Genomic DNA, 25,011 nt, shown 5'->3' on the forward strand with positions numbered 1-25,011 from the left:
AAGTAAATTGTTTTATTACACTTGAGAGGTATAAAAATGAATAGTTCTATCGACCAAGATCCAAATCGTACTTTAACACTTATTTTGTATGTACTTTATATTGTTGCCATTTTTACAGGCGGCTTACTTGCGATTATTGCTTTAATTATTAACTACGTAAAACGTTCTGATGTACAAGGTTCAATTTTTGCGAGCCACTTTACATGGCAAATCAGAACATTCTGGTGGTATTTGGCTTGGAATATTATTGCCTTTTTGCCGTTTATTTTCTTGTTCTTTACAGGCGAAAATACCGATCTATTTGCAGGCGTTGCGATCTCTTCAACCGTATTCTGTGTAGGTGTCATTGCCGCGGCATGGATCTGGATTGTATATCGTGCCATTCGCGGCTTGATTGCATTAAACGATAACCGCCCGATGTACCAACCTTAATAAATAAAAAAGAGAGCGTTAAGCTCTCTTTTTTATTCTCGAACTCTTTTATTTTTCTTAAGCGGTAGCTTAAGTTTTAGCTCACTGACTAAGACACCTAACACCACTAAAGCACCGCCAAAAAGAGCAATAACTGGTAAACGCTCACCTGCAATTCGGCCAATAATTCCTGCCCAAACAGGTTCTCCTGCATAAATAATTGCAGCACGTGAAGGGTCAACCATACGCTGAGCCCAGTTCATTACAAATTGAATCAGTGCGCTTGCTAAACCTAATGTAACAGCTGTAAGTACAAGCGGCCATGAAAATGCTGGAATTGTGTGTTCACCCACCATAGGCATAATGGCAAAAGAAAGTAGAGATGCGACAGCGAGCTGAATGATGGTCACACGGCGTAAATTTACCTTGCCAGCAAAGTAACTAATAAAAATAATTTCTAAAGCAATCGCAACTGAGCCGAGTACTGTTAAAAGCTGCCCAAAACTTAATGAAATTTGCTCAAAACCATTCCCTGTCAATAAAACAAGACCAGTAAAAGCTAGAGCTGCTCCCACCCAAGTCATGACATGTGGTGTCTTTCTAAAGATGAGCCACATTAAAATAGGAACAAGCGGAACATAAAGCGCCGTTAAAAAAGCCGATTCACTACTCGGAATGGTTTGCAGGCCAATTGTTTGAGTTCCATAGCCGCCCACAATCACTAGACCAATCACACTACCAGCACCTAAGTCTTTTAACGTAACGCCTTTCATGCTTTTGAATGAAATAAGCAATAACGTTAGTGCTGCTACAGCAAAGCGGCAGCCTACAAAAAACATAGGCGATGTAAAATTCAGTGCATATTGCACTGTAAGAAATGTTCCGCCCCAAATCATAGTAATCAAAACGAGTGCTAACTGTGGGGCTTTGCTTGAACTCAAAGAAATTGGTGACATACTCAAAATTAGAATGAATTGTGCAATATACTGCACATATTGCGCTATTCTTCTGTTTTGTGCAATATATTGCTCAAATTTTCTTTGCTAACCTATTCTATGAGCCATTCGAGTACCGTTTTACAGCACGTAGGCACAAATATTCGTTCATTAAGAGATGAGCGTGGTTTAAGCCAACAGGAATTGGCAGATCAGGCGGGTGTAAGTAGACGTACTATTGCTGCTTTAGAGACAGGACAAGTCAATATCAGCCTAGCTAAGCTCGATGCGATTGCGATAGTGTTGGGCGTAAACTTTAGAACGATTGTAAGTGCACCAGAGCATAAAGAACATGCCTTGGTTAATGTACTTGCTTGGCAAGGCGAAAAAGAAGAAAGCAAAGCAACTTTACTGGCTTCAGTTCCTTCCCGTTCTCAAGTTGAGCTTTGGACATGGTCTTTGGCAGTAGGGGAGTCTTATATTGCTGAAGCAGACCCAGAAGGGTGGCAAGAACTTATTTATGTATTAGAAGGTGAGCTAACTATACAATTTGCAGATAGCACAAAAACTATAGCGGCTGGTTCTTCAATTATATATGCCAGTTCAGTAACTTACACTTATATTAATAGTGGTAATCAAGTGCTTAAATTTATTCGTAATGTGGTGTATTGATTCGGAATATATTTTCATATCAATAAATAAAAAAGAGCCTAAAGCGGCTCTTTTTTACATCTTAAAAATTAAAGACGATTTTCATCTAATAAAAGCTGAGCTTCACGAAGGTTTAAAGTACCTTCATAAATTGCGCGGCCTGTAATCGCACCTAAAATCCCTGGCTTGCCTTTTAAGTTACGAACATCATCAAGGTTCGTTACCCCACCTGAAGCAATCACTGGTAAACCTGAGTATTGAGCCAAGTTGACAGTTTGCTCAACGTTTACACCTTGCATCATGCCGTCACGCGCAATATCGGTATAAACAATGCTAGACACGCCAGCATCTGCAAAGCGTTTTGCTAGATCAGTTGCTTTAACGTCAGTAACGTTTGCCCAACCGTCAGTTGCAACCATACCATTCATGGCATCAATACCAACAATGATGTGGCCTGCAAAACGCTTACAAGCTTCTTCTACAAATTCTGGCTCTTGAACTGCTTTAGTCCCGATAATGACAAAAGTCACGCCAGCTTCTAAGTAGTGTTCAATTGTTTCTAATGAGCGAATACCACCACCAATTTGAATTGGTAACTCTGGCTGAGCTTTAGCAATTGCTTCAACAACAGGTTTATGGATAGGCGTACCTGCGAAAGCACCATTCAAATCGACCAAATGCAAACGACGTGCGCCTTCATTTACCCAATGCTGGGCAGTTGCAACCGGATCGTCAGAGAAAACGGTATCGTCTTCCATACGCCCTTGTTTTAAACGCACACATTTACCATCTTTCAGGTCAATTGCTGGAATGATTAGCATGCTTTCGCTCCTTGCTTCATCATGTTTATGAAATTGTGCACATCTTAGCAAAGTATTGATCAATCGCTAAGCCTTAGAAAAGACTTTTATAACTTTACGCATGAAGTGCGGTTTGAATCGTTTGTGAAATGTGAGCCGGTAATAGGTTTTGTTTACGCAGCTCTAAAAATACTAGTAAGGCAGCATAAGCATCAGCGGCGGCATAACTGATTTGCTGTGAGTTAAGTGGCTTTTGTGCCCAATTTGATGTTCCGACTTTCTTTGACTTTGCAAGATACTGTCCAAACAACAGTGCTACAGCTTTTTGTACACCCATTTGGTGTTTAAAACCAAAGTGACTAAAACTTTTGGCGAGGTCAATACTGCTTTCTAGCTCTATGCCTTTTTTATGAAAAATGTGCTTATCATTTTTAAGACCAAAGCCGACTTTAAGTTGTTTTTGGTTCGATAAAATAGGTTGTAAAAATTTTAAAGTCGATGAATTTACATGAAATAAATAGGCTTTATGTTCAGTGGCAAGTTGAATTAAGTGTGGACCTGTCGAGACTTCGCCCACTCGAAATGTCGGTTTAGATTCGGAATCAAATCCTAAAAAGATCGCTGCTTTTAATTCTTCTTCAATCGTTTTGCATTGCTCAATATTTTCAATCACCACAATATTTTGGTGGTTAAGATTTTTAAAAGGTGGAAGCTGCTGAATAGAGGCTTTATCAAGGAGGGACGGGGCTTCGGACATATTTCACAGCGTACAAATAAATTGAGCTATTCCCTTTATATATGAATAAAGCCTAGAGAACTAGGCTTTACGAAACTTTAAAAAATTATTGAGACTGAGATGGGGACCCAATGATAACGCTTTCGCTTTTTTCAACATAGCCTTCATAGGTAGGAGCCATGATTGTGGCAACAATAGCAAAAATGACTGCAAGTGGAATAAGCGCAATATAAATCCAGCCTAAAACACGTTCCCAGCTTGGCGTTGGACGCTTTGGTCCATAATCATTAGGGCCTTCAGTTCCTTTTGCACAAAATAAATAAACGGCAAGGCCAATGTTCACGACCGGTACGAGCATGAGTAAAGATAACCAACCTGTATTATTACGGTCATGCAAACGGCGAATAGTAAATACGAAGCTAATATAAATACCGACGATATAGAGAATGGCAATAGCGATGATGCCCGGCGCAGTAAAACCTGGGGTGCCCTCATTTTGTGTAAGACCGAAAGTAAAAATAATAAGTAGAACAACAGCAGCGAGGGTTAACGTAAATAGGAAGGTCCAAGCGGCATAAGAGAGTCGTCCAAAACGTCCATTTGCCTTAAAGGGCGAATCTTGCTGAAGTGGCTGATTTTCAAAAGGTGAATTCATTGTGTTTATCCTGTTCATTTGGTTTTATTTAAAAGTATGAATATTCAATATTTTGTTGAATAAAATATCATTCTATAAATGATTGCTTGTTATTATAAATAAAAAAAAAGATCAGGCCATCTAGACCTGATCTGTTTAAAGCTTTTGTGAAATTAAATATTCCATTCCACAAAGTTTTTCAGTAACTGTAAACCTGCAGTGTGACTTTTCTCTGGGTGGAATTGAGTCGCAAATAAATTATCTTTGTGAATTGCCGTACAGAAGTTCACGCCGTATTCACATGTTGCAGCTACAAGATTTTCATCTTTCGGTTCAACATAATAGCTGTGTACAAAGTAGAAGCGAGCATCTTGATCAATGTTGTTCCACATTGGATGGCTTGGGTCCATTTGGTGAACTTGGTTCCAGCCCATGTGTGGGACTTTTAAGCCCTCCATTTGAGGGAAGTGTTTGACAACACCTTCAAAAATACCTAAGGCATCTACACCGCCATTTTCTTCAGAGCTTTGTAGAAGCGCTTGCATGCCTACACAGATTGCAAGAACTGGCTTATTAAAAGCAGCGTTGCGTACGACTTCATCAATACCTGCTTCACGCATGCCTTGCATACAGTCACGCATTGCCCCAACACCCGGGAAAACAATTTTGTCGGCTTGTGCAATTAATTTTGGGTCGTTAGTTACATCGACTGTAGCACCTACATGCTCAAGTGCTTTAGCAGCTGAGTGTAGATTGCCCATGCCATAATCAAGCAACGCGATACGTGTCATTAGAGGCTACCTTTTGTCGATGCAATCGTGTTTTCAGCACGTGGATCAATTTCACATGCCATACGCAAAGCACGCGCTAGTGCTTTAAATACACTCTCGATTTGATGGTGGCTATTTTTACCTTTCAAGTTATCAATATGTAAGGTCATAAGGGCGTGGTTTACGAAACCTTGGAAAAACTCGGAAAATAAGTCTACGTCAAAGGTGCCGATGCGCGCGCGAGTAAATGGAATATCCATAAATAAACCCGGACGACCAGACAAATCTACAACCACACGAGATAAAGCTTCGTCTAATGGCGCATAAAAATGACCATAACGACGTAAACCTTTTTTATCACCTAAAGCTTGTGCAAAAGCTTGTCCAAGCGTGATACCGCAGTCTTCTACGGTATGGTGATCGTCAATCTCCAAGTCTCCATCACAATGAATATCGATATCAAATAAGCCATGTCGCTTGATTTGATCAATCATATGGTCTAAAAATGGAACTCCGGTGTTTAGTGTGCCTTGACCAGTACCATCGAGATTTAAACGAACTCGAATTTTGGTTTCATTGGTATTTCTAACCACTTCACTGATACGTTGCGTCATGGACACGTTCCTCAAAAAACGTCAAAAATGATTGGATGTTAACGACAATTTCGCTGTGACGAATTCGTGACAGCATCATAGTTTGCTCAGGAGGGTTAATCAATGCCTATTACCGTACATGCTTATAGTTCTCTAGATAATTCAGAGATTCGCGATCAGCTTGAGCGACTGTATGACACAAGTCCGGAGTTTGGTGACGGGCACGATGCGATTGAACAACTTGAACAAGATTTACAGCAGTATACCACGCTATACACTGCCGAATTTAACACCAAAATTATAGGTGCAATCTGGTGCTCAGGACAAGGCGAAAGCAAGGTACTTGAATATATTGTTGTACACCCTGCTAACCGTGGTCGTGGGGTAGCTGAGCGCTTGGTAGAAGAAGCTTGTCGTATAGAAGAATCAAAAGGCGTTAAAATTTTTGAGCCAGGCTGCGGTGCCATTCATCGCTGTTTAGCGCATATTGGTAAATTGCATAGCTAAAATTCCATTTTTACTGTACTTGTGATTTAAAATTAAACACTTGTTACAAAAAATACGGAAGTTGCTTGACGTCTTCTTATAAACATTGTTTAATACGCCCACTTCGGCGTGATAGCTCAGTAGGTAGAGCAACGGATTGAAAATCCGTGTGTCCCCAGTTCGATCCTGGGTCTCGCCACCATTATTTGTGTTTTCAATCCCTGATCCCATCAGGGATTTTTTTTAAGTATAAAAAATACTCATTTAAATCAGAAACTCAGGATAATTGTTGACTATTGTTCTGAGATGCGGCTTAATACAGGCCATCGGCGTGATAGCTCAGTAGGTAGAGCAACGGATTGAAAATCCGTGTGTCCCCAGTTCGATCCTGGGTCTCGCCACCATATTCGAAAAAGCCCCATACTTTAAAGTATGGGGCTTTTTTCATGCCTATTTATTTAATAAAAAATATTAAGACTTCACTTGTGTATAAATCTCATTTTATCCACAAGTAAACTCAGTTATCCCCAACAATGTTTGAACTTTCTAGAAATGGCTCAACTGAAATTTGTCTTTAGTCGTGAGGACTATCCTTAATGAGTCGTTTTCCTAAACATACGGCTTCTACTTCGTCATAACCGAGCTGTTCGTAAAAGTTCAGCACATTTAGATTGTCTTTACGCACCAATAATTGAAGTTTTGGGCAGCCGCGAGCGATAAGGCGCTTTTCAAGCTGCTGAACAAGCGCTGTAGCGATTCCTAAACGTTGTTGGTGGGGATGAACAGCCAAATAGTTAATCCAGCCTCTATGACCGTCATAGCCGCCCATGAGCGTGCCAATCAATTGCTCATCTTTAATAGCAACCAAAAACAAATCATCCTGTTGTGAGACTTTTCTAAATATATCGGTTTCAGGATTATTCCATGGACGGGTTAGGTCGCAGCTTTCCCATAAATTGACCACATCATCCAGATCTGCATTTGTAAATTGACGAATAATAAACATATGGATTTCTACTTTTTGTTTTGATGTATTGAAAAGATAAAATAAAAATACGCAATTGAGCAGTAGTTTGTGAATAATTTAAACAAATAAAAAAGCACCCCCGTAGGAGTGCTTAAATTAAAAATATTGCTTACGCTGATTTTGCAACAGGTGCCGCTTGAAGCATTTGACCTGTTTCTTCGAAGTTTGCATGCCAAGACAATGCTTCACGAAGTAAATGAGGAGTATGACCACCTTTGGCACATGCACGATCAAAGTAGTCGTTCAGTGCATCACGGTAAAGCGGATGTACACAGTTATCAATAATAGCGCGAGCACGTTCACGAGGTGCTAAACCACGTAAGTCTGCTAAACCTTGCTCTGTTACTAAAATATCAACGTCGTGTTCACTGTGGTCAACGTGGCTTACCATTGGCACGATAGAAGAGATATCACCACCCTTAGCAATTGATTTGGTCACAAAAATTGCCAAGTGAGCATTACGAGCAAAGTCGCCTGAACCACCGATACCATTCATCATTTTAGTACCACATACGTGAGTTGAGTTCACGTTGCCGTAAATATCAAACTCAAGTGCAGTGTTAATGCCGATAATACCTAAACGACGTACAAGCTCAGGGTGATTCGAAATTTCTTGTGGACGAAGTACTAATTTGTCTTTGTAAGCTTCGATATTGCCAAAAACTTTCTCGCCACATTTAGCTGAAAGGGTAATTGAGCTACCAGAAGCAAACTTCATTTTGCCTGCATCAATGAGTTCAAAAGTACAGTCTTGTAGTACTTCTGAGTACATGATGAGGTCTTCAAAATTAGAATCTTTTAAACCTGTTAATACTGCATTGGCAATTGAACCGATCCCTGCTTGTAATGGACCAAGGTTCTTAGGTAAACGGCCTTCAGCAACTTCTTTTTCAAAGAAAGCAATAAGGTGATTTGCGATGCCTTGAGTCTCACCATCTGGAGGAGTGACTGTTGATGGTGAGTCATGTGTATCGTTAAAGACAATACCTACAATTTTTGCAGGATCGATCTGGATGGCTGTTGTACCAATACGCTCATCCACTTTTGTTAATGGAATTGGCGTACGTGTTGGACGGTAAGTTGGAATATAGATGTCGTGCAAACCTTCAAAGCTTTCGCTTAAAGAGGTATTGATTTCAACAATAACTTTTTCAGCAAAAATTGCGAAACTTGCAGAGTTACCCACAGAAGTTGTTGGAATAATGCCGCCATCTTCAGTAATTGCAATTGCTTCAATCACCGCAACATCTGGACGTTTAAGTTGCTGGTTACGCATTTGCTCAACAGTTTCTGATAAATGTTGGTCAATGAACATAACTTCGCCGTTGTTAATCGCACGACGTAAAGTATTGTCTACCTGAAATGGCATACGACGAGATAAAACACCTGCTTCCGTGAGTTGTTTGTCTAAGTCATTACCTAAGCTAGCACCCGTAATTAACGTGATTTTTAACGGATTCTTTTTTGCAAGCTCTACAAGTGCTTGAGGAACAGCTTTAGCTTCGCCAGCACGAGTAAAACCACTCATACCAACAGTCATTCCATTTTCGATGAATTGCGCAGCTTGTTCAGCACTGATGACCTTGTCATGAAGAGAAGCTAGGCGAATACGACTTAAAGACATTGGACATCCTCAATATTGTCAAAACATACCGGATTTTAGCTATGAAAAAATGAAAAGTGCATAGGTGTTAGGCTAAGGTCTAATTTTTTAAATAAATGGCGGTATAAATTTATGTTATGTATTTTAATGTATTGATTTGTTTAGTATTTAATAAATTTTAAAATAGCGCTTTAAATGATCAGTTGATCAAATTAGAAGCGCTCACTTAAAGTTTGTTTAATTTTTTCCAAAGGATTTGGCGTTGTGTTTTCTTCGGCCGCTGGTTTTGGAATAGGTAATGAAATAATCACTTCTAAACCGCCTTGTTCACGGTTATGAATTTGAATTTCACCTTGATGAATGTCGACAATACGCTTAACAATTGCAAGGCCTAAACCACTGCCTTGAATGGTCCTGGCAGAGTTGCCTCTTACAAATGGTTGCATTAATTCTTCAATCTGGTCTTCTGGAATACCTTCACCATGGTCGGCAACTGTAATTAAAATATGTTCATTTTCGACTTTTGCACTGAGTTCGATTGGCTCCGCACCATAACGTTTTGCGTTATTAATGAGGTTGGCAATCAGACGTTTTAAAGAAAGGCTACGTGCAGGAATAATCGGAACATCTTGCACCTCAAAACGAATATCAAGCGGTTTAAATTGAACAATTAATTCTTGCAATAATATATTGATATTGGTGTCTTTTAATTCTTCATCTGAACCATCCCGCATATACGAGATGAACTGATTCAAAATTGCATCCATATCATCTACGTCATAAACCAGACCTTCACGTAGAAACTCATCAGGTAGCATCTCTGCAGTTAAGCGAATACGTGTAAGCGGGGTTCTTAAATCGTGTGAAATACCCGCTAGCATAATCCGTCTTTCACGCTCGGTCTGCTCAAGTGTATACACCATGCGGTTAAATGCTTGGTTTACCTGGCGAATTTCTAAAGGGCCATGGTTAGTATCTAAATATGGTGCTGTTCCAGACTTACTATATTCGTTGGCAGCATTTTGCAAACGACGTAATGGGCGGTTCATTTGACGAATCAAAATTAAAATAATGATGGCCGAAACTAATGGCACACCCACAACCCAACCAATTAATAGCTCAGGACTATAGTTTGCATAGGTTTTTAAAGGCTCACGAACCCAATTGCCATGCATTTCTGGTGTTTGAATCCAGATGCGTGGGCTAGGTTTAAACTGGAAGTAAACTGTAACGTCTTTTGCGCCGATTTCATTTGCAAGTTTTTGTTCAACTTGGTTGGTAAAAAACTCCGCAATGACTTTATCGCGAACGCTTGGATACTCTTTAGGGTCGGTTATATATTCAATGCCAACCCGATTACGCAACCAAGTATCAACATCAACTTCGGTATCACGATGAAAAATACGTATATTAGGGTTGTTCACTAGCTCGAGTTCAACAGCCAAATAACGGGCATGCTGTTGAATTTCGGGTAAATAGAGGGTTCGCCAAAAAAACCACAATGACATAAAGAGGCTAAAGAACACCACCAGCAGTACCAAAATTGTGGTACGCATGGCAGCAGAACGTGGCTTAATTTTGTCGAGAAAACGTTCCCATCTCGTCCGTTTACGCTCTGAATACGCAACGTAGTCGGTAAAGTTTTGCGGTGGTATTGGCTCTAAACTCACTCTAATTTATCTCAAGCTTATTCAGCACCATCTGGAACAAATACATAACCTACACCCCATACCGTTTGAATATAACGTGCGCGTGCTGGGTTATCTTCAATTAAACGACGTAGACGAGACACTTGAACATCAATTGAGCGCTCCATTGCACCCCATTCACGGCCACGAGCCAAGTTCATAAGTTTGTCGCGCGTTAACGGTTCACGTGGATGCTGTACCAATGCTTTCAATACGGCAAATTCACCCGTGGTCAAAGTAACGATTTGTCCTTCACGAGTAAGCGTACGTGTAGATAAATCTAAAGACCATGGACCAAAGCTAACCACTTCAACTTGTTGGCTTGGAGCACCCGGAACTTCACGAACCTGACGACGTAATACTGCGCGAATACGTGCTAAAAGCTCATTTGGGTTGAATGGTTTCGGTAAATAGTCATCTGCACCAGCTTCAAGACCAGCAATACGGTCAGAGTCGCTACCACGTGCAGTTAGCATAATAATAGGTGTATCAATGTTTGACTGACGTAAACGACGACAGATACTTAAACCATCTTCAACGGGCAACATAAAGTCGAGTACGATAAGTGAAAATAACTCACGTTGTAATAAACGATCCATTTGTGAGGCATCGTGGGCAGTTTTTACAACAAAGCCTTTATCTTCCAAAAAACGTTGCAAGAGGGTACGTAAACGCACATCGTCATCGACCACTAAAATGCGTTCGACACGATCCGTTTCGTTATGTACGGTTTCAGGATGTTCAGCAGGTACAACTAAACTCATGATGTACTCCCTTTTAAAGTCATAATTTATATATTATTGGATCGGTTAGGCTTATTGCCAACAAGCCCTCAGTATAATGCCGATGTTCTTGTTAAGACTATGTATCAATTTGCTCAAAATTACAATTTTCGTAGGGGCTTGAAACCAAAAAACAACATCTTATGCCCATAATTTAGCAAAGCCTTAAAGAAAAAACCAAGCATTCGATCACTCATTAAATTCTATTCGATTAAATTCTAATAAATAATTGTTTCAAATAGATTATTTTAAAAATTAATACTACTTTTTAAAGTTTGTTTTCTAAGAGGTTGAGAACTCATTCAAATATTAAAGCTTAATAATCTATTTAGACAGATAAGAAAAACTATAATTTTGTTCATTCTGATACTGTATCAATATGTTCATTTTCTCGTAATTTATATTAAAAATTTCATTTTACTTAACGGATATCCTATAAATTTCAGATTTTTTAAAAAGTAAAATATGGGTTTGAAGACCAAAATGAATAGCTAAAACGTTTTGTATGAAGTAAAGAATGTGAAAAATTCACAGTCAATACAAAAAAACGTTTTGAATACGCAAACAAGTGTGGATTTTATAGTCTTGGTCTTTATAATCAGTGCTTTTAAACTTTATCCTTGTGGGATCAAACACGATGACTGACTTAGTTCAGCAGTTGGCAAGTGAGCTTGCCGTACGTCCAAACCAAGTAGAAGCTGCCATCCGCTTAATTGATGAAGGTGCCAGTGTTCCATTCATTGCCCGTTACCGTAAAGAAGTAACACAAGGTTTAGATGATACGCAGTTACGCCAATTAGATACTCGTTTAGCGTATTTACGTGATTTATATGAGCGCCGTGAAAAGGTCATTCAGTCATTGCAAGAACAGAATAAATTGAATGATGACTTGTTGGCGCGGGTGAATGCAGCCGAAACAAAAAATGCTTTAGAAGAAATTTATGCGCCGTACCGTCCTAAACGTACGAGCAAGTCTTTCAAGGCGAAAGAAGCGGGTCTGGGGCCAATTGCCGAAAAAATTATTTCAGAACAAATTGATCCGACAGAAGCATTAGCTGGTTTTAGTCATGAAGACTACCCAGATGTAGAAAGTCAGTTAGACGCAATCCAGCATATTTTGATTGATGATTGGGCACAAAACATTGCGCTGACTACAGAATTAAAAGCGACTTTTGCAAAAACAGCAGTGCTAAAAAGTACTGTTGCTTCTGAAGAAAAGAAAGAAGTGGGCAAAAAGTTCCGCGATTACTTTGAATTTTCTGAAGGCCTCAACAAATTACCTTCTCATCGTTTATTGGCAATGTTACGTGGCCGTCAAGAAAACGTACTTGGTTTAAAAGTAGATGGTGAAGATGATGCACCATTGGCACGTATTGAAACTGAATACAACCTAGATCAAGTTCAGCCACAAGCTCGCCAAGACTTCTTGAAGCAAACTGCAAAATTATTCTGGTTAGGTAAAGTTCGTCCTCAAATCGAGCATTCATTACTGACAGAAAAACGTCTTGCTGCCGAAGCAGAAGCAATGCAGGTATTTGCTGAAAACCTTCGTCACTTATTGTTATCAGCGCCAGCTGGTAGCCGTACGACTTTGGGTGTTGACCCTGGTATTCGTACTGGTGTGAAACTGGCTGTTGTAAGCGATGCTGGTGATGTACTTGCTCACAGCACGATTTACCCATTTGCGCCTAAAGAAGACAAAGAAGGCTCTATTGCTGAGCTTGCACGTCTATGCCGTGAATATAATGTCGAGCTTATTGCGATTGGTAACGGTACTGCGAGCCGTGAAACAGAAGCTGTAGTTGCAGAAATGATGGCTGCAAATACAGACCTTAAATTAACACGTGTGACTGTAAGCGAAGCAGGTGCATCTGTTTACTCTGCAAGTGAACTTGCTGCAGCAGAACTTCCAGAGCTTGATGTTTCAATTCGTGGCGCAGTGTCTATTGCGCGCCGTTTACAAGATCCACTTGCTGAACTTGTGAAGATTGACCCGAAATCGATTGGTGTAGGTCAGTATCAACACGACGTAAATCAAACTGGTTTAGCAAAAACGCTTGATGCAGTGGTAGAAGACTGTGTGAACGCTGTTGGTGTTGATGTAAATACTGCTTCACCAGCAATCTTGGCTTACATTGCAGGTTTAAATAAAGCGATTGCTCAGCAAATCGTTGAATACCGTAAAGAACATGGCCGTTTTGATAACCGTCAAGCATTGAAAAGCGTACCACGTTTAGGCGAGCGTACTTTTGAACAAGCAGCTGGTTTCTTACGTATCCAAAATGGTTCTGAACCTTTAGATGCTTCTGCTGTTCACCCTGAAAGTTATGGTCTTGTCGAGAAAATTGTTGCAGCAAAAGCGACAACTGTTAAAGACATTATTGGTAATACTGAAATTATTCGTCAGGTGAAAGCAGAAGAGTTTGTTGATGACAAATTCGGTTTGCCAACCATTCAAGACGTTTTAGCAGAACTTGAAAAACCGGGTCGTGACCCACGTCCAGAATTCCGCACAGCTAAATTCCGTGAAGACATTACCGAAGTTGCTCAGTTGACTGAAGGCATGCAACTTGAAGGTGTGGTAACGAACGTGACGAATTTTGGTGCCTTTGTTGATATTGGCGTACACCAAGATGGTTTAGTTCATATTTCTGAATTAGCGAATGAATTCGTTTCTGATCCGCATAAAGTGGTAAAACCAGGTCAAATCGTACAAGTGCGTGTGATGCAAGTTGATGCTGAGCGTAACCGTGTGAACTTGAGTATGCGTGCAGAAGGTGCCGCGCCTGTTAAGGCACAGCGTCCACCGCGTCGTGAGCAAAATAACGAACAGCGTTCTGAGCGTAAGCCGCAAGGTAAGCGTCCTCAACAACCACGTAGAGATCAGGTTGAACGTCCACAACGTAGCAAGCAAGAGAAACCTCAAGAGCAAAAAATTGGTGGTTTTGGTGCATTGTTACTGCAAGCTGGAATTAAAGGTTCTAAATAAGAGCCTTTAGAACACCTAAAAACCTCCCAAACGGGAGGTTTTTTATTATTTTTAAAGTTTGCTTAAGAGATTGTGAAATTCGATTTTTTAGAAATCACAGTGGTAAAGATGAGGTGAATCTTAAGATCAACAAAAACGGTGTGAAATCTACAATCAACTATACAACGTTATAGCATAACTCAACTTTAACCCTTTCCCGATGTCAGACAATATCGATAGAGCCTTGAAGTAAGTTCCTCACTTTCAGGCAGTTACATTAAAAATTGATTGTTTTTTTATATTATAAATGGTTATTTTTATGCCGGCTTTAGAACTGAAAAATAGATTTCATTTAAACGATCTCCTTTCGGGAGTGGTCGTATTTCTCGTGGCCTTACCCTTATGTTTGGGTATTGCCTTAGCCTCAGGCGCTCCAATCATTTCTGGTATTATTGCCGGGATTGTTGGTGGAATTATTGTTGGCCTGCTGAGTGGTTCTCACATCAGTGTCTCTGGCCCAGCAGCAGGGTTGACTGCGGTCATCCTTGTACAACTCGATCAATTAGGCGGCAATTATGCCGCCTTTTTATTGTGTATTGTATTTGCAGGAATTTTACAAATTCTGTTTGGTGTATTTAAGTTGGGTTTCTTTGCCAACTTTATTCCAAACAATGTCATTTTAGGATTACTGGCTGCCATTGGTGCCATTCTTATTGTGACGCAGCTACCGTATTTATTTGGGTTGACTGATTTTTCATGGAAAGACGTTTGGACTGCTACACCAGATACGGTTATCCAAAAGTTTGACACTGGCGCGGCGTTGATTGGACTGCTGAGCTTATTTTTAATTTTAGCTTGGGACAGCAGCCCACTTAAAAAATTAGCACTACCTTCAGCTTTAATTGCTGTAGTCATTGCTGCAGTTTTAAATTTCTTCTTAATGAATATTGGCTCATCTTGGGCAGTCCAAACCAATAATTTGATTCAACTACCAAATATATTACAAGCACCAGAAGAGGTATTGGTTTTTCCAGACTTTAGCTATCTGGCTGAACCATTAATTTATACTGGAGCAATTACACTCGCGATCGTGGCGTCTTTAGAGACATTACTAAACTTAGAAGCTGCAGACAAACTTGACCCTCAAAAGCGTTCATCTCCACCTAACCGTGAACTGTGGGCACAAGGTGCGGGGAATATTGTTTCAGGTTTAATTGGCGGAATGCCAGTGACTTCAGTCATTGTCCGTAGTTCTGTAAATGCCAATACAGGTGCGCGGAGTAAATATTCAACGATTATTCACGGCATATTATTGCTGCTAGCTGTTTTATTCTTTGTTCAACTCATGAACATGATTCCATTGTCTGCACTCGCAGCGATTTTAATTGTGACTGGTTTTAAACTGACTCATCCAAAGTTATTTAAACAGCTTTATCAAAAAGGCTGGAAACAGTTTTTACCTTTCATTATCACTCTCGTTGCAATTTTACTGACAGACTTGTTAACCGGAATTTTGGTAGGTCTATTTACCAGTAGTGCATTTATTTTGTATGGCAACTTTAATAAAGGAGTTCGCGTATATAAAGAAAAGCATTTACATGGAATTGTGACGCGTATTGAGCTTCCATCACAGGTCACTTTTCTGAATCGTTCAGCGCTCATTTCTGCATTGGAACATGTTCATAAAGATCAGCAGTTGATTATTGATGCCACTCAATGCGATTCGATTGATCCCGATATCTATCAGGTCATTCAAGACTATCAAAATGAGACGGCAGTTAAACGCCAAGTCGATCTTAAGCTTATTGGATTTAAGCAGCACTATGAAGAGGTGGATGATGCAGTTTTGGATATTTACATTAGTACGAGAGATCTACAGCGCAAATTAAGTCCGCAGCAGGTCGTTACTCTACTTAAAGAAGGTAATGAACGCTTTGTAAAAAATGAACGTTTACAACGTGATATTTACCGTCAAATTCGTGTCACCGCAGATGAAGGTCAGCACCCAATTGCTGCCGTGTTGGGATGTATGGACTCTCGGGCTCCAACTGAAATGATTTTTGATGTAGGTATTGGTGATCTATTTAGTTTAAGGATTGCCGGTAATATTGCAGGTCAAAAAGTACTTGGCTCACTTGAGTTTGCTTGTCAGGCAAAAGGTTCAAAAGTCATTTTAGTTTTAGGCCATACTGACTGTGGTGCAGTGACCAGTGCATGTCAGCTACGTTTACAGCAAAAGCAAGTTTCTGATGTCAAAGAGATGCCGCATATTCAATATGTGCTTGGCCCACTCATGCGTTCGGTAGAAAGTGTATATGACATTATGCAGCCACGTGAGTTAAACAAAGCTTTTATTAATCAGGTGACAGCAATGAATGTTCACTACAATATTCAATATATTATTAATAACAGCACAGTACTGAAAGACCTGCTAGATCGTGGGGAGATTGCAATTATTGGTGCGATTTATGATGTTAAAACAGGGCATGTTGAGTTTTTAGATGCTTAAAGAGGATTAATAAAAAAGCGCCTAATGAGAGGCGCTTTTTTATTTTTAAATAACCTTAATATGGCGGATTACCAATGCTCACCAGGGAAAAGACGTGCATAAGCTTTTTGTGCCCAATTTAGTTTCTCAGTCTTTTTACCTTTTGCTGCATCTGAACTTGGGAATAGACGGAAACCAATCGACATAAACATGTTGTTGATGCCAGGTGCTACCGAATACGTCATAGAAGCTAAACGGCCTAAGTTTGTGGCAATACGTTTCGGACGTTTCACAATCGCATAAGCAATTAAGTCCGCTGCTTGTTCAGGTGAAAGAGTCGGTACATATTTATAAATTTTAGTTGGCGCAATCATTGGAGTACGCACTAAAGGCATATAAATTGAGGTGATTGCAATTTTATGTGCATGAACTTCGGCAGATAGACAACGGCTAAATGCATCAAGTGCAGCTTTAGAAGCGACATAAGCCGAGAAGCGTGTTGCATTGGCTAATACGCCGATTGAACTAATATTAATAATTTGTCCGTCTTTACGTTGAATCATGTGCGGTAAAATATTAAGAACCAAACGCACAGCGCCAAAGTAATTTAATTGCATGGTACGCTCAAAGTCGTGGAAACGGTCATAAGACTCATGAACAGCACGACGGATAGAACGACCAGCGTTATTAATTAAAATATCAATATGATCAACAGAAGCTAGAATCTCTTTAGAAACCTGATCAATCATTTCCATGTCGTTCAGATCACATGGGAAAATTGATGCCTGACCGCCACGGCTTTCAATATCTGCTTTGACTTCTTCTAATGTTTCTTGAGTACGGGCAACCAGTAAAACATGCGCACCAGCGTCAGCAAGTTTATTGGAAATCGTTAAACCGATTCCACTTGAGGCGCCTGTCACTAAAATGACTTTACCTTGTACCTTTTCCTGGAACAGAGCTTCTAATTTTTTATTCACAGCATTTTACCTAAGTAGGGGCAGGGGCTATTTATTCCGGTATGTAATTTTTATTTTTACAACCGTTGGTTCATCCTGATGAACTCCTAAATATTGCCCTATCTTAATAGATGTTTAAAAATTGTCTAGTGTGTAAATATATGAAATTTAACAATTTATTTAGAGTAAAAACTCTAAATTATTACCCTAATCCATTAATTATTTTCAATGGTTAAATGACTTAAAAATAAAAAAGCCTCTATATTCCAGAGGCTTGATAGATGAGTTTAAAATTTATACAGATGAAAGTGCTTGTTCTAAATCGGCAATTAGGTCATCTACATGCTCAATACCAATAGATAGGCGAACCATATCTTCACTTACGCCGGCAGCTTTTAGTTCTTGTTCATTGAGCTGGCGGTGAGTTGTGGTTGCGGGGTGGCAAGCTAAACTTTTCGCATCGCCAATGTTCACAAGACGGGTAAATAACTTTAGTGCATCAATAAAACGAGTACCGCCTTCACGGCCATCCTGAACGCCAAAAGATAAAATTGCAGAAGGTTTGCCTTTTACATATTTTTGTGCAAGTTGATGTTGTGGATGATCTTTTAGACCTGCGTAATTGACCCATTTTACTTTCGGATGGTTTTGCAAATATTCCGCAATTTTCTGAGCATTTTCAGTATGACGTTCAATGCGTAAGTTTAGAGTTTCGAGACCCTGTAAAATTAAGAAAACACTGAGCGGGCTAATAGCTGCGCCTGTATTGCGTAATGGCACAACGCGAGCTCGTGCAATATAAGCTGCCTCACCTAATGCTTCGACATAGTTCACACCATGATAGCTTGGGTCGGGTGTATTCAAAACTTTAAAACGTTCTGGATATTTACCCCAAGGAAATTTACCGCTATCGACGATTGCACCGCCAATACTATTACCATGACCACCAATATATTTAGTAAGCGAATGGATAACGATATCAGCTCCATATTGAAATGGTTTTAATAAAGCAGGGGTGGCAACCGTGTTATCGACAACGACAGGTACACCATATTCATGGGCGATTTTTGAAATTGCTTCTAAATCGATGATATTGCCGAGCGGGTTACCAATTGACTCGACAAAAACAAGCTTAGTTTTATCGTCTATTAAGTTACGTAAGCTTTCGGGTTTTTGATAATCGAAAAAGCGAACTTCGATTCCCTGTTTTGGCAGCGTATGGGCAAATAAGTTGTATGTACCGCCATATAAAGTTGAGACTGAAGCAATATTGTCTCCCGTCTCAGTAATGGTTTGAATGGCATATGTAATTGCTGCCATTCCGGATGCTAAAGCTAGAGCATCAATGCCACCTTCGAGAGCAGCAAGGCGTTGCTCAAGCACAGCAGTGGTCGGGTTCATAATACGGGTATAAATATTGCCTTGAACTTTTAAGTCGAAAAGGTCTGCACCGTGTTGGGTATTATCAAATGCATATGAAGTTGTTTGATAAATTGGAACAGCTACTGCTTTTGTTGTTGCTTCAGGTGTGTAGCCTGCGTGAATGGCTAAGGTTTCGTCTCGGTATGTATTTGACATTGTTATCATCGAAGTGGTTAAAGAATAATCCAGATTTTTTAGCATACTCTTTATTCATGATTTAGATATTTTTATGTAAAGTTCAGCATTTTTAAGTATAAAAGAGCTTATTTTATTTTTTTCGAATCACTCAATTAAATTTACATGAAGTTGAGAGAACGCCACAAAAACTTACTGGCGGTCTGCCGTCCGCAAGAACACTATAAAAGCACAAGTAATTCAATTCATGATAAAAAAGCTGGAGAAGTGAACTAATGAGTACTCAAAAAGTATCTGATATTATCATTAAGGTGCTGGAACAAGCAGGTGTTCAACGTTGCTACGGTATTGTGGGTGACACCTTAAACCATGTCACTGACTCCATGTCTAAGAGTAAAATTGAATGGATTCATGTACGCCACGAAGAGGTTGGTGGTTTTGCAGCCGGTACAGATGCTTTACTCAGTGGTCACTTGACGGCATGTGCAGGATCGTGTGGGCCAGGAAGCCTACACTTCATTAATGGTTTGTATGAATCGCATCGTAATCGTGCGCCTGTAATTTTGATTGCAAGCCAGATTTCTACCGAGATGGCAGGATTTGTCGACTTTCCACAATATGTCGATTTTAAATCGGTTTATGCAAAAAATTCGGTTTTTTGTGAAGAGATTACCCAACCTTCACAAGCCAGACATATTATGAGCATGGCGTGTCAGGCTGCGCTGACCAAACGTGGTGTCGCGGTGGTTATTGTTCCTGCCAATATCAGTGCAGCGTCGGCTGAGGCGGGTCTACCCTTTGTACCGCGCCAAACAAATCCCGATATTTTGCCGAATAAGTCCGAACTCAACCAGATTGTTCAGTTGATTTCACAGCATCAAAGAATTGGAATTTATGCAGGTGCTGGGTGTGAGGATGCGCATGACCAACTCGTGGCTTTTGCAGAGAAGTTAAAAGCTCCTGTAGCACATACTTCACGTGCTAAGGATTTTGTCGAATACGACAATCCATACAATATGGGCATGACGGGTATTTTTGGTAATAAAGCGGGTTATCACACCCTCATGGATTGCGATTTGCTGATTTTGCTAGGTACCGATTTTGCATGGGCACAGTATTATCCAAGCCATGCCAAAATCTTGCAAATTGATATTGATCCGACCCATTTGGGGCGTCGCCATCCGATTACATTAGGTACCGTGGGTAAAATTTCATCTACACTCGATGCATTATTGCCACTGCTTGAAACACGTCATGAGCGTGATTTTCTAGATCATTGTCTTGCGTTGAAACATGAGAGCGATGAAATACGACGTAAAGAAGAGCGGGTAGGTAAAGATGGGCTGATTCATCCACAATATCTGGTGTCTTTACTCAACCGTTATGCAGATCAAGATGCAATTTTCTTCGGAGATGGTGGCTCACCGATGGTATGGGTATTAAGGCATATTGATGTAAATGGAAAACGTCGAACCTTTACCAGTTTGTTACATGGCACTATGGCCAATGCCATGCCGCAGGCACTTGGAGCCCAAAAAGCATTCCCGAACCGCCAGATCATTGCATTATGTGGAGATGGTGGCTTAGCCATGTTACTTGGAGATCTGCTCACCACAATTCAAGAAAAACTGCCAATCAAGATTGTGGTATTTAATAATAGTTCGCTCAATTTTGTAGAGCTTGAACAAAAAGTGGAAGGTTTGCTCGACCATTATACTGACCTGCTCAATCCTGATTTCGGTCAGCTTGCTCGCGTAATTGGTTTGCATGGACAAACGATAACGCATGGTAACGGGTTAGAACAGGCAGTGGAAAGTTTTTTAAAACACGATGGTCCTGCTTTACTCGATGTGCATACCAATCCGATGGAGCTGGTAATGCCGCCAGATCCTAACCTGAATCAGGTTTCTTCAACCTCTCTCTATGCGATTAAAGCGTTAATTTCGGGTCGGGTAGATGATGTTAAAAATTTGTTAGTCAATAATTTTATTAAATAAATCTATGTAGAAGAACTCATCTTCAAGCACTGTAATAAGCGAAAAATGCATGATTCAAGATCATGCATTTTTTATATCAGGAAACAATTTTGACGTCATTTATCAGTTATAAAAAACGATTAAACTTAATCACGCCTTATTTTTTTGCTGCGTTCAGCATATAATAGCTACTATTTTTCGCTCATTGCGATCTGTTGGTTTTTCAATTGAGGAGTCCTGCGTGGCCCAATATATTTATACGATGAACCGAGTGTCTAAGATGGTTCCGCCAAAGCGCGAAATCTTAAAAGACATCTCTTTATCATTTTTCCCGGGTGCCAAAATTGGTGTGCTCGGTTTGAACGGTGCGGGTAAATCTACCTTGCTTCGTATTATGGCTGGCGTAGATAAAGATTTCTCTGGTGAAGCTCGTGCACAACCTGGAATTAAAATCGGCTATTTAGAGCAAGAACCGCCGCTTGATCCAACTAAAGACGTTCGTGGTAACGTTGAAGATGGCGTACGTGAAGCTCTAGATGCTTTAGAACGTCTTGATCAGGTATTTGCAGAATATGCAGACCCAGATGCAGATTTTGATGCACTTGCAAAAGAGCAGGAAAAATTAGAATCAATTATCCATGCTTGGGATGCACACAACTTAAATAACCAGCTTGAAATCGCGGCAGATGCCTTGAATCTTCCAGCATGGGATGCAGACGTAAGTAAGCTTTCAGGTGGTGAACGCCGCCGTGTAGCACTTTGTCGTTTATTGCTCTCTAAACCAGATATGTTACTTCTTGACGAACCGACGAACCATTTGGATGCAGAGTCTGTATCGTGGTTAGAGCGTTTCTTAAAAGACTTCCCTGGTACAATTGTTGCGATTACGCATGACCGTTATTTCCTTGATAACGTTGCAGAGTGGATCTTAGAGCTTGACCGTGGGCATGGTATTCCTTACCAAGGTAACTATACTTCTTGGTTGGAGCAAAAAAATGCTCGTTTAGAACAAGAGCAGAAACAAGAAGAATCTTTTGCTAAAGCATTGAAAAAAGAACTTGAATGGGTTCGTCAAAATGCGAAAGGTCAGCAAAAGAAAAACAAAGCGCGTATGGAGCGTTTTGAAGAACTTAACTCACGTGAATTCCAACAACGTAACGAGACCTCTGAAATCTATATTCCACCTGGTCCACGTTTAGGTAACAAGGTTGTTGAAGTAGAGAACATCAGCAAATCATTTGGTGACCGTTTACTTTACGAAAATTTATCATTTACGGTACCACCAGCAGCGATTGTCGGTATTGTAGGTCCTAACGGTGCGGGTAAAACGACTTTATTCCGCATGATGACAGGCGAGCAAAAACCTGACACTGGTACTGTAACACTGGGTGATTCGGTTAAAGTTGCTTATGTTGGTCAGATTCGTGACACTTTAGATGATAACAAAACAGTTTGGGAAGAAGTTTCTGGCGGTTTAGATATCTTGAAAGTGGGCGATTATGAAATTGCATCACGTGCTTATATTGGTCGCTTTAACTTTAAAGGCCAAGATCAGCAAAAACGAGTAGGTGAATTGTCAGGTGGTGAGCGTAACCGTTTACAACTTGCAAAAATCTTACAGCAAGGTGCAAACGTTATCTTGCTGGATGAGCCATCAAACGACTTGGACGTAGAAACTTTACGTGCACTGGAAGATGCAATTTTAGTGTTCCCTGGTACGGTAATGGTTGTATCGCATGACCGTTGGTTCCTTGACCGTATTGCAACTCACATCTTGTCATTTGAAGATGAGCAACCAGAGTTCTATACAGGTAACTATACCGAGTTTGAAGCATATCGCCGTGCTAAGCTTGGTGATGATGCTCAACCACATCGTAAGAAATACAAAAAAATTGGTGGCTAATTACACCTAAATTGAAAAACCAGCCTAAGGGCTGGTTTTTTATTAGAAGGCAAGTTTACTGAAAGCTTCTTGTAAGCAACGTTCAGCGTCGGGATGACCTTGACTTGCTGCTTTGTTTAACCACTTTTCAGCTTCAGTGTAGTTTTTATCTAAACCAAATTGACCATTTAAATAGCCAATACCAAGTTTAAAAGAAGCGTCAGCATTACCTCTTAAAGCTGCACGGAGGTAACACCACATCGCATTGCGGTCGTTTGGGGTAATATCTAGCCAATTTTGCATACGTTCATGATCTTGTACGGCTAACTCTTCAAAGCGTAAGCCTTGTTCAATTTCATCCTCAGCTTGTGAATGCATATCGGCTGGTAAGTTTTCAAAGGCAAACAAGTGATTAAGCCCATGCTTGATTGTTTTCATATCCATGATAGTCTCCCCTTGTTCCTCAATCTGATTGAATTGACTCACACTTTTAAGCTAGTCCCTTATATTGAAATCTTATGTTTTATTTTGTAAATGTGATATAGCGCATTTGGATGAAAAATGATGAGGTTTTAGCTTACATAAAAGTTACAGATGTTTTTACGCTTAGCGAAATTTATAGGTAAACAAAGACTCTCTTGAGTAAATTTAAAACTAGAACATAATTTTTTTGAAATGCGAAGAATTCAATAAGAGATATCAATATCAAACAAAAGAAATTTTTTTAAACAAAACCAGCTTTAAAGCTGGTTTTGTATTTAAGTAAAAAGTTTTTATTTATTAAAATCGCCTCTTAAATCAGACCAAATTAATAACGGATAAATAGTTACCACATCAAAAGTCATCGCTAATGGATAGAGTACTTTGCGAGTAGCGCTTTTAAACGGGTGTTTCGTTGTTGTTTCAATTTTTTCTTGTAGTTCAACGGCATATGGTTTTTCTAATTTTTGCTGTATATCTTTTGGATTTTTAGCTTCATACAGTTGTCCTTTGAAAAAAATATTAATATATGGGTACTGATTTTTTTGTTGCTCAAGTACTGCATTAAAATTTTCTCTAAACCCCAATTTTTTTAACATATCTTTTTGTTTTTCGTTGAGATTTCCTAATTGGGTGTTATAGCGAACTTGGATTACGCCATTGAAATGATTGGCATCTTCCATAGTGAGTATAAGAGGGGAAGGGATATTAAGTGTTCTGTCATTAGCAGGTATAGTTTTAATAATCTTTAAAAATTCAGAACTACCATCAGTCATTAAGTAATTATAGTCTTGACCAACAAAGACAATACCTTGTTTTTGGTCATCTTTAACGGCTTGCCCGAGTGCAATAATCTGATCAGTTTTTAAAATATTTGTCTTAACTTCGGTGGTTTCGCTAGGAAGGGTATTGGACAACATTGTAGTTGCACAACCGCATAAACCGAGGCAAGTTACTAATATGAAAGTAGTTAAAGTTTTATACATACATATTGCTCTAAAAAAATTCTTTTATGCAGAAAAATTTGGAAAATTTCTGAGTAAAAAAGTGAACCTATAATTCAATGTTTTGTAATTTTATTACATGGCGGGAGCCTGCTATAGTGGCTTTGTTCAACTTTTTAGTTTAATGGTGTGCTGTTGCCACGTTCTGCACTTTTCATGTCCGTCTTATTCTGTTTGCTTATATTCCAAAGTTTATGGAATGTGGCAGCGGTATTTTGCGCCCATGAAAATCAGGAAAAAGCATTACATCATTTTGGACATCATGCTGCTTTGAGTTATGAATCTTCACAGCATAACCATACTGAAAAGACTGAGGTTGAAGGGATTACGCATAAATCTCCCCTAAGCTTGTCCGATCATCATGACCATTTACCTTCATGTTTTCATGTTGTGATTGTAGAAGCACAAGAAAAAATTGTTTCACCGTTAATACAGTCATCTGAGCCAAAACAACAATATTATTGGTCTAATTCTTATAAGTCTCCTCATATCTCTAAACAAGACCCGCCTCCTGTTTTAACCCTGCTATAGGTGGGGTAGCCGAAAAATAACCCACCAGAAATATTATTTATTTCATAGGG

Annotated in this window: 23 protein-coding genes and 2 tRNA genes; 10 read left to right on the plus strand and 15 right to left on the minus strand. The window is 39.7% G+C overall.

Features of this window, described 5'->3' with window-relative positions:
• The first annotated feature begins 36 nt into the window (after window positions 1-36).
• Window positions 37-432: a DUF4870 family protein gene (locus tag F984_RS19540; RefSeq protein ID WP_001088855.1), complete on the plus strand. Its 396-nt coding sequence runs from the start codon at window positions 37-39 to the stop codon at window positions 430-432.
• 32 nt (window positions 433-464) lie between these two features.
• Here the strand turns inward: F984_RS19540 and F984_RS19545 are convergent, their stop codons facing one another.
• Window positions 465-1,367 (minus strand): DMT family transporter, encoded by a 903-nt coding sequence (locus tag F984_RS19545; RefSeq protein WP_025469368.1) that lies wholly within the window; start codon window positions 1,365-1,367, stop codon window positions 465-467.
• Between the two features lie 99 nt (window positions 1,368-1,466).
• Between F984_RS19545 and F984_RS19550 the strand changes: the two genes are divergently transcribed.
• Window positions 1,467-2,018 carry a helix-turn-helix domain-containing protein gene (locus F984_RS19550; protein ID WP_004711597.1) on the plus strand — a complete coding sequence of 184 codons (552 nt, stop codon included), beginning with the start codon at window positions 1,467-1,469 and terminating at the stop codon, window positions 2,016-2,018.
• Between the two features lie 68 nt (window positions 2,019-2,086).
• Here the strand turns inward: F984_RS19550 and hisA are convergent, their stop codons facing one another.
• From hisA to hisB, 5 genes are all read right to left on the minus strand, one after another.
• Complete coding sequence (gene hisA / locus F984_RS19555; RefSeq protein ID WP_002052186.1) at window positions 2,087-2,818, minus strand: 1-(5-phosphoribosyl)-5-[(5-phosphoribosylamino)methylideneamino]imidazole-4-carboxamide isomerase; 732 nt, start codon at window positions 2,816-2,818, stop codon at window positions 2,087-2,089.
• A gap of 94 nt (window positions 2,819-2,912) precedes the next feature.
• Window positions 2,913-3,554: a 3'-5' exonuclease gene (locus tag F984_RS19560; protein WP_004711600.1), complete on the minus strand. Its 642-nt coding sequence runs from the start codon at window positions 3,552-3,554 to the stop codon at window positions 2,913-2,915.
• An 85-nt stretch (window positions 3,555-3,639) separates the two neighbouring features.
• On the minus strand, window positions 3,640-4,188 hold the full coding sequence (locus F984_RS19565) for a DUF805 domain-containing protein (RefSeq protein ID WP_004711601.1): 549 nt from the start codon (window positions 4,186-4,188) through the stop codon (window positions 3,640-3,642).
• A 152-nt stretch (window positions 4,189-4,340) separates the two neighbouring features.
• Window positions 4,341-4,958 (minus strand): imidazole glycerol phosphate synthase subunit HisH, encoded by a 618-nt coding sequence (hisH, locus tag F984_RS19570; protein WP_002052198.1) that lies wholly within the window; start codon window positions 4,956-4,958, stop codon window positions 4,341-4,343.
• Window positions 4,958-5,551, minus strand: coding sequence for an imidazoleglycerol-phosphate dehydratase HisB (hisB, locus tag F984_RS19575; RefSeq protein WP_000194096.1), 594 nt, complete (start codon window positions 5,549-5,551; stop codon window positions 4,958-4,960). Before hisB ends, hisH begins: the two co-directional genes overlap by 1 nt.
• A gap of 102 nt (window positions 5,552-5,653) precedes the next feature.
• Here hisB and F984_RS19580 point away from each other — a divergent pair, with 102 nt between their 5' ends.
• The 3 genes from F984_RS19580 (at window position 5,654) to F984_RS19590 (ending at window position 6,420) form a co-directional block, all read left to right on the plus strand.
• Entirely contained in the window at window positions 5,654-6,037 is a 384-nt protein-coding gene (locus tag F984_RS19580; RefSeq protein WP_002052206.1) for a GNAT family N-acetyltransferase, read from the plus strand.
• Between the two features lie 105 nt (window positions 6,038-6,142).
• Window positions 6,143-6,218 (plus strand) — tRNA-Phe (locus F984_RS19585).
• 126 nt (window positions 6,219-6,344) lie between these two features.
• Window positions 6,345-6,420 (plus strand) — tRNA-Phe (locus tag F984_RS19590).
• 170 nt (window positions 6,421-6,590) lie between these two features.
• Here F984_RS19590 and F984_RS19595 read toward each other — a convergent pair.
• The 5 genes from F984_RS19595 to ompR all read right to left on the minus strand — a co-directional run bounded on the left by F984_RS19595 (window position 6,591) and on the right by ompR (window position 11,098).
• A complete protein-coding gene (locus F984_RS19595; RefSeq protein WP_004711605.1) occupies window positions 6,591-7,022 on the minus strand; it encodes a GNAT family acetyltransferase in 432 nt (143 codons plus the stop codon).
• A gap of 130 nt (window positions 7,023-7,152) precedes the next feature.
• Window positions 7,153-8,667 carry an acetyl-CoA hydrolase/transferase family protein gene (locus F984_RS19600; protein WP_004711606.1) on the minus strand — a complete coding sequence of 505 codons (1,515 nt, stop codon included), beginning with the start codon at window positions 8,665-8,667 and terminating at the stop codon, window positions 7,153-7,155.
• 35 nt (window positions 8,668-8,702) lie between these two features.
• A complete protein-coding gene (locus tag F984_RS23090; protein WP_080631676.1) occupies window positions 8,703-8,795 on the minus strand; it encodes a hypothetical protein in 93 nt (30 codons plus the stop codon).
• 63 nt (window positions 8,796-8,858) lie between these two features.
• On the minus strand, window positions 8,859-10,316 hold the full coding sequence (locus F984_RS19605) for an ATP-binding protein (RefSeq protein WP_002052250.1): 1,458 nt from the start codon (window positions 10,314-10,316) through the stop codon (window positions 8,859-8,861).
• Between the two features lie 17 nt (window positions 10,317-10,333).
• Window positions 10,334-11,098: an osmolarity response regulator transcription factor OmpR gene (gene ompR, locus F984_RS19610; RefSeq protein ID WP_000060753.1), complete on the minus strand. Its 765-nt coding sequence runs from the start codon at window positions 11,096-11,098 to the stop codon at window positions 10,334-10,336.
• Between the two features lie 655 nt (window positions 11,099-11,753).
• Between ompR and F984_RS19615 the strand changes: the two genes are divergently transcribed.
• Window positions 11,754-14,105, plus strand: coding sequence for a Tex family protein (locus F984_RS19615; RefSeq protein ID WP_004711610.1), 2,352 nt, complete (start codon window positions 11,754-11,756; stop codon window positions 14,103-14,105).
• A 298-nt stretch (window positions 14,106-14,403) separates the two neighbouring features.
• Window positions 14,404-16,593 (plus strand): bifunctional SulP family inorganic anion transporter/carbonic anhydrase, encoded by a 2,190-nt coding sequence (locus F984_RS19620; protein WP_004711611.1) that lies wholly within the window; start codon window positions 14,404-14,406, stop codon window positions 16,591-16,593.
• Between the two features lie 68 nt (window positions 16,594-16,661).
• Here F984_RS19620 and F984_RS19625 read toward each other — a convergent pair whose 3' ends face one another.
• Both F984_RS19625 and F984_RS19630 read right to left on the minus strand, forming a co-directional pair.
• Complete coding sequence (locus tag F984_RS19625) at window positions 16,662-17,552, minus strand: SDR family NAD(P)-dependent oxidoreductase (protein WP_004711613.1); 891 nt, start codon at window positions 17,550-17,552, stop codon at window positions 16,662-16,664.
• A 273-nt stretch (window positions 17,553-17,825) separates the two neighbouring features.
• Window positions 17,826-19,109, minus strand: coding sequence for an O-acetylhomoserine aminocarboxypropyltransferase/cysteine synthase family protein (locus F984_RS19630; protein ID WP_031944830.1), 1,284 nt, complete (start codon window positions 19,107-19,109; stop codon window positions 17,826-17,828).
• 254 nt (window positions 19,110-19,363) lie between these two features.
• On the opposite strand from F984_RS19630, the gene F984_RS19635 reads away from it, so the two are divergent.
• Both F984_RS19635 and ettA read left to right on the plus strand, forming a co-directional pair.
• Window positions 19,364-21,085 (plus strand): thiamine pyrophosphate-dependent enzyme, encoded by a 1,722-nt coding sequence (locus F984_RS19635; RefSeq protein ID WP_004711617.1) that lies wholly within the window; start codon window positions 19,364-19,366, stop codon window positions 21,083-21,085.
• Window positions 21,086-21,305: 220 nt separating this feature from the next.
• Window positions 21,306-22,967 carry an energy-dependent translational throttle protein EttA gene (gene ettA, locus F984_RS19640; RefSeq protein ID WP_002052196.1) on the plus strand — a complete coding sequence of 554 codons (1,662 nt, stop codon included), beginning with the start codon at window positions 21,306-21,308 and terminating at the stop codon, window positions 22,965-22,967.
• A 42-nt stretch (window positions 22,968-23,009) separates the two neighbouring features.
• Here the strand turns inward: ettA and F984_RS19645 are convergent, their stop codons facing one another.
• Both F984_RS19645 and F984_RS19650 read right to left on the minus strand, forming a co-directional pair.
• Entirely contained in the window at window positions 23,010-23,390 is a 381-nt protein-coding gene (locus F984_RS19645) for a tetratricopeptide repeat protein (RefSeq protein WP_004711619.1), read from the minus strand.
• 329 nt (window positions 23,391-23,719) lie between these two features.
• A complete protein-coding gene (locus F984_RS19650; protein ID WP_004711622.1) occupies window positions 23,720-24,412 on the minus strand; it encodes a YidX family protein in 693 nt (230 codons plus the stop codon).
• A gap of 153 nt (window positions 24,413-24,565) precedes the next feature.
• Here F984_RS19650 and F984_RS19655 point away from each other — a divergent pair, with 153 nt between their 5' ends.
• Window positions 24,566-24,961, plus strand: a complete 396-nt coding sequence (locus F984_RS19655) for a cation efflux protein, CzcI-like (RefSeq protein WP_025469369.1) — start codon at window positions 24,566-24,568, stop codon at window positions 24,959-24,961.
• Window positions 24,962-25,011: the final 50 nt, after the last annotated feature.

It is taken from the genome of Acinetobacter nosocomialis NIPH 2119, assembly GCF_000368085.1.
Taxonomy (GTDB): domain Bacteria; phylum Pseudomonadota; class Gammaproteobacteria; order Pseudomonadales; family Moraxellaceae; genus Acinetobacter; species Acinetobacter nosocomialis.